The sequence below is a fragment of the Streptomyces bikiniensis genome, from assembly GCF_000716625.1.
Taxonomy (GTDB): Bacteria; Actinomycetota; Actinomycetes; order Streptomycetales; family Streptomycetaceae; genus Streptomyces; species Streptomyces bikiniensis.
Window position 1 is genome coordinate 20,202 of sequence record NZ_JNXJ01000017.1, and the last position, 12,882, is coordinate 33,083.

The 12,882-nt window shown below is 74.5% G+C and carries 10 protein-coding genes and 1 tRNA gene; 3 read left to right on the forward strand and 8 right to left on the reverse strand.

The genetic code is table 11. The features are described 5' to 3' along the window. Nucleotides 1-127: 127 nt before the first annotated feature. From OO47_RS15875 to OO47_RS15885, 3 genes are all read right to left on the reverse strand, one after another. Entirely contained in the window at nucleotides 128-1,405 is a 1,278-nt protein-coding gene (locus OO47_RS15875; protein WP_030210508.1) for an IS701 family transposase, read from the reverse strand. A gap of 374 nt (nucleotides 1,406-1,779) precedes the next feature. Further along, nucleotides 1,780-2,697: a factor-independent urate hydroxylase gene (gene pucL / locus OO47_RS15880; protein ID WP_030210509.1), complete on the reverse strand. Its 918-nt coding sequence runs from the start codon at nucleotides 2,695-2,697 to the stop codon at nucleotides 1,780-1,782. Between the two features lie 213 nt (nucleotides 2,698-2,910). Further along, on the reverse strand, nucleotides 2,911-3,351 hold the full coding sequence (locus OO47_RS15885; RefSeq protein ID WP_030210512.1) for a hypothetical protein: 441 nt from the start codon (nucleotides 3,349-3,351) through the stop codon (nucleotides 2,911-2,913). A gap of 200 nt (nucleotides 3,352-3,551) precedes the next feature. Between OO47_RS15885 and OO47_RS15890 the strand changes: the two genes are divergently transcribed. After that, complete coding sequence (locus OO47_RS15890) at nucleotides 3,552-4,901, forward strand: esterase-like activity of phytase family protein (protein ID WP_030210515.1); 1,350 nt, start codon at nucleotides 3,552-3,554, stop codon at nucleotides 4,899-4,901. Between the two features lie 13 nt (nucleotides 4,902-4,914). Here the strand turns inward: OO47_RS15890 and OO47_RS38430 are convergent, their stop codons facing one another. The 3 genes from OO47_RS38430 to OO47_RS15910 form a co-directional block, all read right to left on the reverse strand. Further along, nucleotides 4,915-5,049, reverse strand: a complete 135-nt coding sequence (locus OO47_RS38430; RefSeq protein ID WP_267883694.1) for a hypothetical protein — start codon at nucleotides 5,047-5,049, stop codon at nucleotides 4,915-4,917. A gap of 177 nt (nucleotides 5,050-5,226) precedes the next feature. After that, entirely contained in the window at nucleotides 5,227-6,342 is a 1,116-nt protein-coding gene (locus tag OO47_RS33370) for an alpha/beta fold hydrolase (protein ID WP_037624243.1), read from the reverse strand. A 14-nt stretch (nucleotides 6,343-6,356) separates the two neighbouring features. Beyond that, complete coding sequence (locus tag OO47_RS15910; protein WP_030210518.1) at nucleotides 6,357-7,277, reverse strand: zinc-binding dehydrogenase; 921 nt, start codon at nucleotides 7,275-7,277, stop codon at nucleotides 6,357-6,359. A 101-nt stretch (nucleotides 7,278-7,378) separates the two neighbouring features. Here OO47_RS15910 and OO47_RS15915 point away from each other — a divergent pair, with 101 nt between their 5' ends. Then, the gene (locus OO47_RS15915; protein WP_051715691.1) at nucleotides 7,379-8,365 is read left to right on the forward strand and encodes a LysR family transcriptional regulator; all 987 of its coding nucleotides are present in this window, start codon (nucleotides 7,379-7,381) and stop codon (nucleotides 8,363-8,365) included. 468 nt (nucleotides 8,366-8,833) lie between these two features. Here the strand turns inward: OO47_RS15915 and OO47_RS15920 are convergent, their stop codons facing one another. Beyond that, nucleotides 8,834-10,645 (reverse strand): TerD family protein, encoded by a 1,812-nt coding sequence (locus OO47_RS15920; RefSeq protein ID WP_030210528.1) that lies wholly within the window; start codon nucleotides 10,643-10,645, stop codon nucleotides 8,834-8,836. Between the two features lie 251 nt (nucleotides 10,646-10,896). After that, nucleotides 10,897-10,969, reverse strand: a tRNA-Arg gene (locus OO47_RS15925). Between the two features lie 302 nt (nucleotides 10,970-11,271). Between OO47_RS15925 and OO47_RS15930 the strand changes: the two genes are divergently transcribed. After that, complete coding sequence (locus OO47_RS15930) at nucleotides 11,272-12,882, forward strand: dynamin family protein (protein ID WP_030210531.1); 1,611 nt, start codon at nucleotides 11,272-11,274, stop codon at nucleotides 12,880-12,882.

A 12,882-nucleotide genomic window follows, 5' to 3' on the forward strand; every position in this document is an offset into this window, starting at 1 on the left:
GAATGGAAGGCCTGAGCGGGAGGCTTGATCGGGAAGCCTGATCGGGGGGCCCGAATGGAAGGCCCGAGCAGGAGGCTTGACGGGAAGCCCGGACGGGGCCGGTCGTCGCCCGGTGGGCCTCCGGTCCTCAGCTCGCCGTCCGCCGCGCGCCGTAGCCGGGGCCGTACCCCCGCGCCGAGCCGTAACCCGACTCCCACTGCCCGGACAGGACCGTCGCCGCGTGCGCCGCCGACGCCAGGGTGATGTGGCGGTGCCAGCCGCGGAACGAACGGCCCACGAAGTCCCGGAGGCCCGCCTCCTCCCCGACCTCGGCGAAGTCCCGCTCCACCCGGCGGACGAGCTTGGTCAGGCGCAGCAGGGTGCCCGCCTGCGAACCGGTCAGGTCGCTGATCCACACCCGGGACGGGGCCCGCCGCGGGTCGTCCCACTCGCCGAGCAGCACCAGCGGGCGCATCCGCTCCCCGCCCGGCGTCGGCAGCGCCACCCGGACGGCCGTGGCGAGCGAGGTGCGCGAGGTCCGCACGCCCCCCACCGTGTCCACCCAGCTCACCGGCCGGCGCAGTCCCTTGAGGGACTCCAGTATCTGCACGGCGGACAGCGGGCCCGCCCCGAAGCCGGGCAGCGAGCGGTCCGCGATCGCGAGCCGGGAGCCCGGGCCGATCCGGGCCACGACCGGCACCCCGGCCCCGGCGAGCCGGGCGAGCGCCGACCGGCCCGCGCCGCCCCGGATGTCGATGAGGACCGGCTTGCGGCTGATGTCGGGCCAGCGGGCGGTGTCGAGCGCCGCTGAGACCGCGCACTCCTCCATGGTCTCCTCGCCGGCCTCCTCGGGGACCTCCGCGCGGTCGCGCCGCTTCCGGTCGTTCACCCAGGGGTCCGGCAGGAAGAGGCGCCAGTTGACCGGGACGCTCAGGTCCTCGCCCGCGAACCACACGCCGAAGGCCTGCTGCCCGTGGAAGACCTGCCCGCGCTCCGGGTCGAAGCGCCGGTCCACGCCCACCGAGTGCTCCCCGGCCTTCGGGATCGGCATCGGCCGCACCACCCACGCCTGCGGGCAGCCGTTCCGCTCCAGGTGGCGGCCGAGCGCCGCCCGCATGGGCTGCCAGTCCCAGGTGGAGCTGGAGACGAAGTGGTGCAGGCTCTGCTCGGCGGCGGGACCGCCGATCTGCGCGGCGATGTTGCGGATCGACTTGCGGCCCTGCGCGGTGAGCAGGCCGTGCAGGTACTGCTCGGCCTTCAGGCGCTGGTCGCGGCGGGCGAAGTTGGAGAAGAGCGCGGCACACAGCTCGGCGTAGACGCCCTCGCGCGCGGCGGCCGCGCCGGCGGACCCGAAGGCGCCCAGGGAGACGGCCGGGGCGACGGTCCCGATGGCGGCCCTGCGCTTGGTTGCGACGGATGTACTCACGACACTCCTGCCCGAAGGTTGCGCAGCTCCTTCCCGCTGCACCACCACCGTCGCCCGTCACCGCCCCCGGGGACGAGGTGTACCCGGCACCCGATTCGGCCGCCGGATGGTGGCCGGACCACCGCCCCCTCCTTCCGCGCAGGTCACAGCCCTCCCGGCGATCCCGCGACGGGCCTTCCGGCAAGGCCCCGCGGGGCCTCCGCGAGGCCTTCGGGGAGGCCTCGCGGAGAACTGACAGACTCACCGGCCGGACTTTGACCCGTCGCGCTGCGTGGCCGGACCATCGCGGAGCGGGGCGGCACGGGCCGGTCCGGTCAAGGCCCCAGGCCGGGAACCGGACCCGTGCGCCCCGCCTTCCGCCGGAGGCTCCCGGCTCAGGCGGTGATCCAGTCGCTCGTCGCGATCACCGGCTGGACGCCCTGGCGGTGGACGGTGCCCTCGATGAGGCCGTACATCCGGTCGGCCGCGAAGTACACCTCGTTGTCGTTCTTCAGGCCGAACGGCTCCAGGTCCACCAGGAAGTGGTGCTTGTTCGGCAGGTTGAGCCGCACCTCGTTGACCGTGGCGACGTGGTCCAGGACCCGGTCCGCCATCGCGTGCAGCGTCTGCTGGAGCGAGTAGCTGTACGTCTCCGCGAACGCCTCCAGCATGTGCCGGCGCACCTTCTCGTACGAGCGGTCCCAGTCGTGCTCCGGGTCGGCCGCCGCCGTGGCCGAGTGCGCCCATCGGGCGGTGACCTTGGTGGCCAGGATCCGGTCGTACGCCTCCTGGAGCGTCGTGTACCGGTCCTTGATGAAGCCGTGGAACTCGGAGTTGGTCGAGTTCATCACCGTCAGCTCCTTCAGGCCCGAGAGGACCTGGAGGCCGGTGGTGTCCGAGTACGTGACCTGCGCGGTGCGGACCTCCTGGCCCTTGCGGACGAAGGAGTGCTGCTCCTTGCGCGTCGGGACCGGGATCCGCTCCCAGGCGAACTCCTCGACCCGGACCTGCGCCTCGTGGACGACCGGCTGCGAGGTCACGAAGTGCCGGGCGAGGTGGATCGCGAAGGCCTCGGGGGAGGCGACGCCGTGCTCCTTGGCGAAGGCGTAGACCGTGTTCTTGGTGGTGTCGGTCGGCAGGCAGTTTCCGTTGTCGCCGGTCAGGTGCACGTCGCGGTACTCGCCGCGCAGCGCCACCGACACGTTCAGGTCGCGGATCTCGTGCCAGGCCCCGTCGTCGCCCTTGCGGGTCACGGTGACGATGCGGTTCTCGGCCTTGCCGTACTGGTTCTGTGCCAGGACGTGCTTGCTCATGTGCTGCTCAGCTCCCGCGGGTACGTGGATACGGATATCCCGTACGCCCGGCGTCCAGCGTCCCCGTCGTCCCGAGGGTCCGCTCCCCGCCGTCCGGCCCGTGAACGGCGGACCGCCCCGGGACTGACGAGCATCCCGGTCCGTAGGTGTGGCCTCGAAGATATGTGCACTTCCGGCGGCTTGCAATGGGTGCGTGACGGCGGGGCCCGGGCGTCAGGAGGGCGTCAAGGAGCGTACGGGAGGCGTCGAGAAGGAGACGTACGGCGTCAGGGGGCCGTCGACGGGGGCGGTGGACGGCCCGGGCGGGGTTTTCCTCGTCCCGTCCGAGAACCTCCGTCCCGCGCCCCGCGGCCGGGACCCTCTCCACCCGGGGGTCACGATGGCCGACGCGGCCTTCGCCGCCACCACGATCGCGGTCCTCGCGCCGGTGGCCCTCGTCGCCAAGGGGGTGGCCAGGCAGTGAGCGCCGAGAGCATCGCCGGTCTCCTGGTGGCCGCCGGCCTCCTGGGCCACCTCGTCCTCGCCCTCTCCGCCGTCGGCGTCCTCCTCCACCTGCTCCAGCGGGCGCAGGGCGTCCTCGACGCCGATCCGCTTGCGGCCGAGGAGCAACTGCCGGGCGAGGGTGGAGCGGTTGAGGGCGCGCGGGGTGATCACCGTGGGGCGATTCTCCCGCGCGGGGAGGGAGTTCGAACGTGTCTCCGTTTTGGTGGGGGATCTGCGCGTTCACTCGGGGGTCACCCCGGTGTCGTGCACGCGTCGCTCCGTGTTGTGGCCGGAAACAGACCATGGGCCCGCCGTCACCGGCGCCGTTCCCCATGTCCGCAGTTCCGTGTGCTCCGAGGGAGTTCCCCCAGATGATTCCGCGCCTCCTGCGCCGCCGGCCCGCCGCCGTGGTCCTGCCGCTGTCCGCCGCGCTCGCCCTCACGGTGGTCGGGGGGACGGCGGACGGGGCGTCGGCGCACCGCGGCCACGGCGGCTCCGCCGGCCGCGTCGTCTCCACCTCGACCCTGCCCGACGTCCCGCTGGCCGCGTTCAGCAACGGCATGCTGCCGGGCGGCGTCGCGGACGACCGGGGCGTGGACCTGGGCGGCATCGGCAGCGACCTGTTCCCGGCGGAGCGGCGCGGCGAGTACTGGACCGTCACCGACCGGGGCCCCAACGGCCAGATCGAGGTCGGCAAGGACAAGCGCCGCACCTTCCCCGTGCCCGGCTTCGACCCGGCCATCGTGAAGGTCCGCGCGGTCGGCGGCCGGATCCAGGTCCTGAGGACCATCCCGCTCACCACCTCGCACGGCGCCCCCGTGACCGGCCTGTCCAACCAGCTCGGCCGCGACGAGGCCCCGTACACGTACGACGCCTCGACCCCGCTCCCGTACAACCCGAACGGCCTGGACACCGAGGGCATCGTGCGGGACCGGAACGGCGGCTTCTGGCTGGTGGACGAGTACGGTCCTTCCCTCGTCCACGTCTCCGCGAAGGGCCGGGTGCTCGCCCGCCACGTGCCCGAGGGGCTCAGGCTGACCGGCGCCGACTACCCGGTGGTCGAGTCGCTGCCCGCGGTCTTCCTCAAGCGCAAGACCAACCGCGGCTTCGAAGGCCTCGCGCTCCTCCCCGACGGCGACCTCGTCCTCGGCCTCCAGAGCCCGCTGCTCCACCCCGACGAGGCCGCCGGCAAGGACTCCCGCACCACCCGGCTGCTGCGCTTCTCGCCGCGCGCGAACCGGGTCACCGCCGAGTACGCCTACCGCTTCGACCCGGTCGGCACGGTCGAGCCCGGCCAGACCAAGACCTCCGAGCTGAAGCTCTCCGCGCTCGTCGCGCTCGGCGGCGACCGCCTCCTCGTCCAGGAGCGCACCGACAAGTCCGCCCGTTTCCACGAGGTCCGCCTCCGCCGCTCCGACGACATCCTCGGCTCCGCCTGGGACACCGGCGCGCGGCCCACCCTGGAGCAGCTGGACGACCCGGCGGCGGCGGGCGTGCCGGTCCTGCGGAAGAGGCTGGTCGTCGACCTCAACACGGTGAAGGGCGTTCCCGGCAAGATCGAGGGCGCCGCCGTCGAGGGCTCCTCGACGCTCGTCCTCCTCAACGACAACGACTTCGGCATGACGGACGGCCCCGGCGCCTTCGACGCGCGGGGCCGCCTGGTCGACAGCGGCGTGGAGACCACCCTCGTCAAGATGCGCCTCGACCGCCCGGTCCGCTGAGGTCCCGCCCCCCTCACCGCAGGGTGAGGGGGGTCTCCGCCGTGACGCGGGTCGGCTTCTCGGGGTTGCGGACGTGGTGGAGGCCGGTGATGCGGCCGTCCACGACCCGGAGCGCCGTGACCCCGTCGAACGCGCCGTCCGGGGACACGGCGAGCGCCGGATCGGCGTGGACTCACAGGCGATCGCGGCCCCGGCCTTCGCGGAGCCGCCCAGGTGGAAGCGGGCCGCCTTCCCGGCCCCGGCCACCGGCCGGACGCGCGCGCCCAGCACGTCCGGCGCCTCGTGACGCGCATCGCTCCGCGTGGGCGGCCGGAGCGGCCCGTGTTCACGCTCCCGTCAGCGCGTGCGCCAGGTGGTCGGCGAGCCGGGGCAGCCAGTCGGGCCGCGCGTTCCCGAGGAGGTGGTCGCCGTGCGGGACGGAGAGGTGGGTGCCGTGCGGGGCCGACCGGGCCAGCGGCTCGCCGTTCGTCACGCCGGGGATGACGTCCTGCCCACCGTCCACGACGAGCAGCGGCGCCGTGACGCGGGGCGCCAGGCCGGTGAGGTCCACGTGCCGGGTGAACTCCCGTGCCGCGTCGGCCCCTCCCGTACGCCGGGCCACCATGTCCCTGATCGGCTGCGGGAGTTCATTCCAGTCGAGGCGGAACGGGCCGCTGACGGTGGCGACCGCCGCCACGCGCGGTTCGAGCGCCGCGGCCCGGGCCGCGAAGTAACCGCCCAGGCTGAGGCCGACGAGACCGGCGCGCGGGACGCCGAGGGCGTCGAGGACCCGGCCCACGACCTTCTCGTACTCGGGTACGAGGACCGACGTCGCCGCGAGCACGCCCTGCCCGGGCCCGTCCATCGCGAACACCGCGAGGCCCCGGGCGAGGAGCGCGGACACCAGGTCGAGGAACTCCTCCTTGGCGGAGTCGAGCCCGGGGACGACGATCACGGTCCCGACCGCGTCGGCACCGGGTACGTCGGCACCGGAGGCATCGGCGCCGGGTACGTCGGCACCGACCGCATCGGCGCCGGGTACGTCGGCACCGGAGGCACCGGACACGGCGGAAGCGACGGAAGCACGGGAGGCACCGGGCGCGGCGGAGGGAAACCGCAGCCATCCCGTGAACCCCTCCCCGCTCACCCGCCGCGCCCCCGGCTCCAGGACGGCGAGCGCCCGGCCCAGGGCGTCGTCCGCCGCGGCCGCGGCACGGGCCGCCTCCGCGTACGGCGCCAGCGTCGCGACGTGGAAGCACCGGGCCGCCGCCAGCAGGTGCGTACCCGCCGAGCGGGGCGATCCGGCTCCCTCGGCGCGCCCCAGGTGCTCCTGCCCGGCGCGCAGGAAGGCCGGCCCCCAGTCGGCGACGGAGGCGAGGCCGCCGGTGACGCGCCGGTACTCGTGCGGGTCGACACCCGCGCCCGTGACGCGGGTCCACTGCGCGTCGGCGAAGCCGGCCATGTCGTCGTATGCGTTCACCGTGCTTCTCCCGTCAGCAGGACGGCCTTGCCGCGTATACGGCGTTCCCGCAGGTCGACAAGGGTGTCGGCGGTCAGTTCCCAGGAGGCGGTCCGGCCGATCTCCGGGTGCAGCCGGCCCTGGTCCACCAGGCGCACCAGCGTCGCGAGATCGGGCCCGTAGGGGGCGCCGGCGTAGTGGAAGTGCCGGATCGTGACGCGTTCGGGCCCGCCGAGGAGCGCGAAGAAGTCGAGGGTCGCCGGGACGCGGCCGGCCTGGCCGAACCAGACGAGCGTGCCGCCCGGCCGCACCTTCGTGAGGGCGAGGGGCAGGTCGGGCCCGCCCGTGGACTCCAGGACGACGTCGAACGGCCCCGCCGCTTCCGCGACGCCGTGCACCACGCGCGCGCCCAGCTCCGCGAGCCGCGCACCGCGCTCCGGAGTGGCCGTCACCGCGGTCACCTCGGCCCCGGCCGCGACCGCCAGTTCGGTGACGTAGTGTCCGACCCCGCCCGAGGCGCCGGTGAGCAGCATCCGCAGGCCGGCCGGCGCGCCGACCGCGCGCAGCAGCCGCAGGGCCGTGATCCCGGCCAGGGGCAGGGCCGCCGCCCGTACGCCGTCGACGCCGTCCGGGAGGACCGCGAGGGAGTGGACGGGCACGGCGGCGTACTCGGCCCAGCCGCCCCGCGCCGGATGCCCGACCACGCGGGTGCCGACGGCGGGCCCGGAGCCGTCCGCCGCCTCCTGGACGACGAGCCCGGCGACGTCCTTGCCGGGCAGGAACCCCGGCTCGGGGGCTTCGAGGAGGAACGTCTCGCCGCGGTTCGGCGCGAACGCCTCCACCTTGACCAGTACCTCCCCCGGTTCCGGTACGGGCTGGGGGACCTCGGCGAAGGCGACCGGACGCGCCGCCTCCCCGGTGGGAATCAGTCTCTGCATGCCGAGCATGGAAACCCGGCGCCCGGCCGCCCCTCCAACAACGGAAGGGAGGGACCGACAACCACGGGTTGTCGCCCGGGGCCAGGGCTACGGTGGGGACCGTGGATCTCGACGTGGCGCAGGTGCGCGCCTTCGTACGCACCGCGGAGGAGCTGCACTTCGGGCGGGCGGCCGCGACGCTCGGCATCTCCCAGCAGGCCCTGTCCAAACGGATCGCGCGCCTCGAATCCCTCCTCCGCACCCCGCTGTTCCTGCGCGACGGCCGGGGCGTGTCCCTCACCGGCGCCGGGCAGCGCTTCCTCCGGCCGGCCCGGCGGACGCTGGAGGCCGCCGACGCGGCGGTCGCCTCGGTGACCCGCGAGGAACGCCCGCTCCGCGTGGACGTCTGGGGCCACCTGTACGCCCCGACCCGCACCCTGGCCCAAGTGGCGGGGAGAGCGGGCACGTGGGTACTGGGCCACGGCCGCGACCTGCCGTCGGTGACGGACGCGCTCCTCGACGGCGGGGTGGACGTGGCCTTCGGCCGGGTCCACCCTCCGCTGCGCGCGGGCCTGACCCATCGCCTGGTCCGCCTCGAACCGGTGGACACCGTACTGGGCGCCGACCACCCCCTCGCCTCCGAACCGTCCCTCCGCCCGGACCGGTTGAGCTCCGGCGTGCTGTGGGCGCCCGGCCCGCTGGACCGGCTCGACTTCCTCCACCGGTTCGCGGACCGGTTCGGCGTGCGCGCGAGGGCCGCGAGCGTCAACCTGGGCCTGGGGCACTTCCTCGCCGGGATCGCGGAGGACCCGCGCCGCTTCGCCCTGCTGCCCGCCGACGTCCCCCTGCCGGAGGTCCCCGGCCTCCGCTCCGTACCCCTGGTCGATCCCACCCCGCTGTACGCCTGGTCCCTGCTCTGGCGCACCGGCGACGGCCACCCCGGCCTGGACCGCCTCACCGCGGCCTGCGCCGCCGAGGCGCGGCGGAGCAGATGGCTGGAGTACGACCCGGCCCGCGACTGGCTCCCGGAACCACCCCCGGGGAGTACCGCACAGGTTTACCCGGGATCAACTCCTGGTGGGACGCGCGCGGATGTGCCCGCCCCCTAACGTCTTCCCTGTCCACGATCGACCTTCCGAACACCGGGGGCCGGACCGCGGGGGCCGGATCCGTTCCGTACGGGACGGGGAGGGCGGCATGGGGCTGGGGGGCCGCATGCCGCCCCGACCGTACGGGCCGGATCCGCACGGCTCGACCCGTCCGGGCCGCTCCCGGTGCGCCCCGCGTGCGCGGTACGGGGGTCCGCGCACGCGGGGCGCTCCCCTCCCGACCGGAAGGAGCCTTCCGGGGACGAGTGCACGAGGGACGAAACCGATGGTCTCCGGCCGCGAGGCGATACGGCGACGAGGCGACACGGCGAACCATCACCCGCCCCCGCACAGCACGCCCGCACCGGACGCCCGCACCGGACGCCCGCACCGGACGCCCGCACCGGACGCCCGCTCCGACAGCAGCGCGGGACGGAGGAAGGACCGCTCGCCGTCCGAGCACCCCGCGTCGGCTACTTCACTGCTCCACTACTCCACGTCGACGCCGTATCCCTGTACGAGAGCCTCCAGGCCGTGGTCGTACCCCTGGCCGACGGCGCGGAAGCGCCACCGCGGGCCCCGGCGGTAGATCTCGGCGAGGAGCAGGGTGCGTTCGCTGGTGGCGGCGTCCAGGGTGGCCTGGGCCGTGGCCGGAGCGTCGACGCCCGGGGCGAGGACGAGTTGGACCGCTCCGATGTCCCCGAAGGTGGCGGCGCCGTCGACGGCGGCGGCGATCGCGACCCTGCGGGCGGCCGGAGGCAGCGCCGCGAGGTCGACGGCGACGGTCTGCTCGGTCGGGCCGTCGCAGAGGAGGCGGACGGATCCGCCGGGGCTCTCCGGTGCACCGTAGAAGACGAAGTCCCCGTCGCAGGAGACCTGCTCGTCCTCGTCCAGGACGAAGGCGACGACGTCGATCTCGCAGGTGGTCTGCTGCGCCCAGGAGGCGCTCACGTGCCAGTGGCCGGCGGTGGACGGTGCGGGGAGGTCGAGGACCCCGCCGCGCGGCAGGACGTCGGTCGCCGCGCCGGCCGGGGCGAGGGCCCCGGCCGGCTCGGAGACGGGGGCTCCGAGCCAGGCGGGTTCACGGACCGGCAGCCCCAGCGAGGTGACGCGGGCCATGCGGCGGTCGCGCTCGCCCCCGGGGAGGAGGACGACGTCGGTGACGCCCGCCGAGAGGTTGATCGCGGCGGCACCGCCCATGTCGACGATCCGGGCCCGGGCGGCGGACGCCTCCTCGTGGGTACCGCCCAGGACCAGGACCCGCCGCCGCCCGAACGGCTTGACGGGGCGCGCGGGCGGCGGCGGGACCAGGACGGGAGACGACGCCGCCCCGGGGACCGCTTCCGGGGCCGTCCCCGGGGCCGCCTTCGGCGTCCGGTCCTCGTGCGGCGTCCCGGGGCGCACCTCGCCCAGCAGCTTCAGGAAGGCGTGCTCGTCGAGGACCGGGACGCCTTCGGCGATCGCCCGCCGCGCCTTTGCCGAGCCCGAGGCCGCGTCGTTGGTGACGAGGGCGCTGGTGTGCCGGCTGACCGACGACATGATGTTCAGCCCGGCGGCGACGGCCCGGGCCACCAGCTCGGCCCGGGAGGTCGCCGTCTCGCCCGTGACGGCGATCTTCATGCCCTGGACGAGCGGTCCGCCGGGCGCCGGACGGCCGGGGTTCCGGTAGGCGCACGGGGTCTTCGGCGGATTCGGCGCGAACCGCGGGTCCTGCCGGGGCGGGCAGGGCACCAGCGGCAGCGGGACGTCCAGCCGCGCGGCTTCGGAGAGGGAGGACCGGAAGATCCCGGCGAGGACGCGGGCGTCGTCCAGCGCGTCATGGGCGCGGGTCCGGGGCACGCCGTAGTGGGCGGCCAGCGACGCCAGGCCGAGGTCCGCGGCGGGCGGCTCCACGCGCCGGTTCAGGGCCAGGGTGCACAGCCGCTGGGAGACCGGGAGGTGGAGCCGGGCGCGGGCGAACTCGTGGGCCAGGAAGTCGTAGTCGAACTGCGCGTTGTGGGCCACCATGACGCGGTCCTGCAGGAGCGCGCCGATCCGCCCGGCCACTTGCTCGAAGGTCGGGGCGCCGCTCAACCGCTCCGCGGTCAGACCGTGGACGTGCACGGGGCCGGGATCGCAGCCGGGGTTCAGCAGGGTGGAGAACTCACCGTTCTGGACCCCGTCCGGCCCGAAGGTGAGCACCGCGACGGAGAGGACCCGATCGCGCCGGGCGACCAGACCGGACGTCTCGACGTCGACCAGGGCCCAGTCGTACGCGTAGTCGGGCAGGCGGGACACGTCGAGCGTGGTGACGAGGGACACGGCAGCAAGAATGATCCGGACACGGTCCCCACTTCAACCAGAATGCTGTTTTGTCTCCTTTGTCCCCGGGGGCCGCTCCCGAACTTCGGGCCGCTTTCGGGAGAAGCGGTTGGCGGAAGGCGTCCGCGCCCGGTCGCCGTCGGACGGATCCGGCCTTCCCGCCCTCTGCCCGGCCGTTCCACCGATGGCTGGAAGACGCTCTTGACCAGCAGAAAGCCCTCCCGAAGGAGGGCCTGGTCGTACAGGAAAAGCGCCCCCGGCAGGACTCGAACCTGCGGCCAAGTGCTTAGAAGGCACCTGCTCTATCCGCTGAGCTACGGGGGCCGGTCGGTGGCCGTGTGGCCAGGAGCCCCTGGTGGGTGGGGTGTGACCTGCCGGGACAAGGATAGGGCTCCGATCGCCTTGGCCCGGTTGCTTCGCCTGCGTGGCACGATGTGGAGGTTCGGTGAAGCGGAACGATAATCGCAGGCAGGTGCGATTCGCGCAGCGCTTTTCGCATCGCTCGGGGCGGGTGTTGTGCACTCGTTATGCCCCGTCTTCCGGTCACCGCCCTTTTCTTCGGCGCGCAGGGCCCCCATACGCTTCAAAAACACTCATAAATTGGGCATTCTTCGCATGTGGTGACCTTGGACGAACGGCCTCAGCTGATCGACGCACTCTCCGCCCTGCGCGACCGTGTCGCCGCCGTGCGTCTCCCACTGCCCCTCCCGGGCGCGGACCGCGCCCGCCAGAACCGGGTCGAGCTGCTCGCCCAGCTCGACGACTACCTGGTGCCCCGGCTGAAGGACCCCGACGCCCCGCTCCTCGCCGTCGTCGGCGGCTCCACCGGCGCCGGGAAGTCCACGCTCGTCAACTCCCTTGTGGGGCGGCGCGTCAGCGAGGCCGGCGTGCTCAGGCCCACCACCCGCACCCCCGTCCTCGTCTGCCACCCCGAGGACCACCACTGGTTCGCCGGGATGCGCGTCCTGCCGCAGCTCACCCGCGTCTGGCTGCCCCAGGCCGACGACGACCACCCCGTGGACGAGCCCGCCCCCGAGGAGAACGCCCTCCGCGTCGAGACCGCCTCCTCCCTGCCCCGGGGCCTCGCCCTGCTCGACGCCCCCGACATCGACTCCCTCGTGGTCGAGAACCGCCTCCTCGCCGCCGAGTTGATCTGCGCCGCCGACATCTGGGTCATGGTCACCACCGCCTCCCGGTACGCCGACGCCGTCCCCTGGCACCTCCTCCGTACCGCCAAGGAGTACGACGCCACCCTCGTCACCGTCCTCGACCGCGTCCCCCACCAGGTCATCGGCGAGGTCTCCCGCCAGTACGGCGCCCTGCTCGACCGGGCCGGGCTCGGCGACGTGCCCCGCTTCACCATCCCCGAACTCCCCGAGTCCACCGGCGGCGGCAGCGGACTGCTGCCCGACAGCGCCGTCACCGCCCTCCGCGGCTGGCTCGCCCACCGCGCCGAGGACCCGGCCGCCCACCAGCAGGCCGCCGACCGCACCGCCTTCGGCGTCATCGACTCCCTCGACGCCCGGCTCCCCGAACTCGCCGGCGCGGTCTCCGCCCAGTACGCCGCCGCCGTCCGCCTCGGCGGCGTCGTCGAGGCCGCCTACCACGAGCAGGGCCGGCGGGTGCGCAAGCAGCTCGGCCGCGGCGCCGTCCTCGCCGGCGACGCCCGCACCCGCTGGCGCGCCTACCCCCGCGACAGCACCGCCGAGGAACTCCTGGACGCCCTCGCCGAATCCCTCGCCGCCCTCCTCCACTGCGCGGTCTCCGCCGCCGAGGAGCGGGTGCGGGACGGCTGGCGCCACGAACCCGCCGCCGAAGCCCTGGGCCCGGTGCGGACCTGCGCCGACCGGGAGACCGGCGAGCGGATCGGCGTCGAGGTGCGCCGCTGGCGCCGCGTACTCGAAGAGCTGGCCGAGGAGGAGGTACGGGACGTGGAGCGCCCCGCCGGCTCCCGCGGCGCCCTGCCCGATGCCGACACCGTCGCCGCCCTCCTCGCCGCCTCCCTCCTCGGCGGCCGCCGGACCCGGCCCGCCGGCGAACGCCTCGCCGAACTCCTCGGCGCCCAGGTCGCCCTGCGCCTCCGCGACAAGGGCGGCGAACTCGTCGTCTCGTACGTCGACCGTGTCCTGCACGCCGAACGCGACCGGCGCCTCGCCCCCCTCGACGCGCTCGACGTGACCCCCGAGCCGCAGGCGGAGCTGATCGCCGCGCTCTCCGTACTCCAGAAGGAGAAGTGA

What these genes read in the sequence shown, in the direction of transcription:
- pucL (WP_030210509.1), bottom strand. Translation starts at nt 2,697, where the DNA reads ATGAGCAAGCACGTCCTGGCACAGAACCAGTACGGCAAGGCCGAGAAC.
- OO47_RS15890 (WP_030210515.1), top strand. Translation starts at nt 3,552, where the DNA reads ATGATTCCGCGCCTCCTGCGCCGCCGGCCCGCCGCCGTGGTCCTGCCG.
- OO47_RS33370 (WP_037624243.1), bottom strand. Translation starts at nt 6,342, where the DNA reads ATGGCCGGCTTCGCCGACGCGCAGTGGACCCGCGTCACGGGCGCGGGT.
- OO47_RS15910 (WP_030210518.1), bottom strand. Translation starts at nt 7,277, where the DNA reads ATGCAGAGACTGATTCCCACCGGGGAGGCGGCGCGTCCGGTCGCCTTC.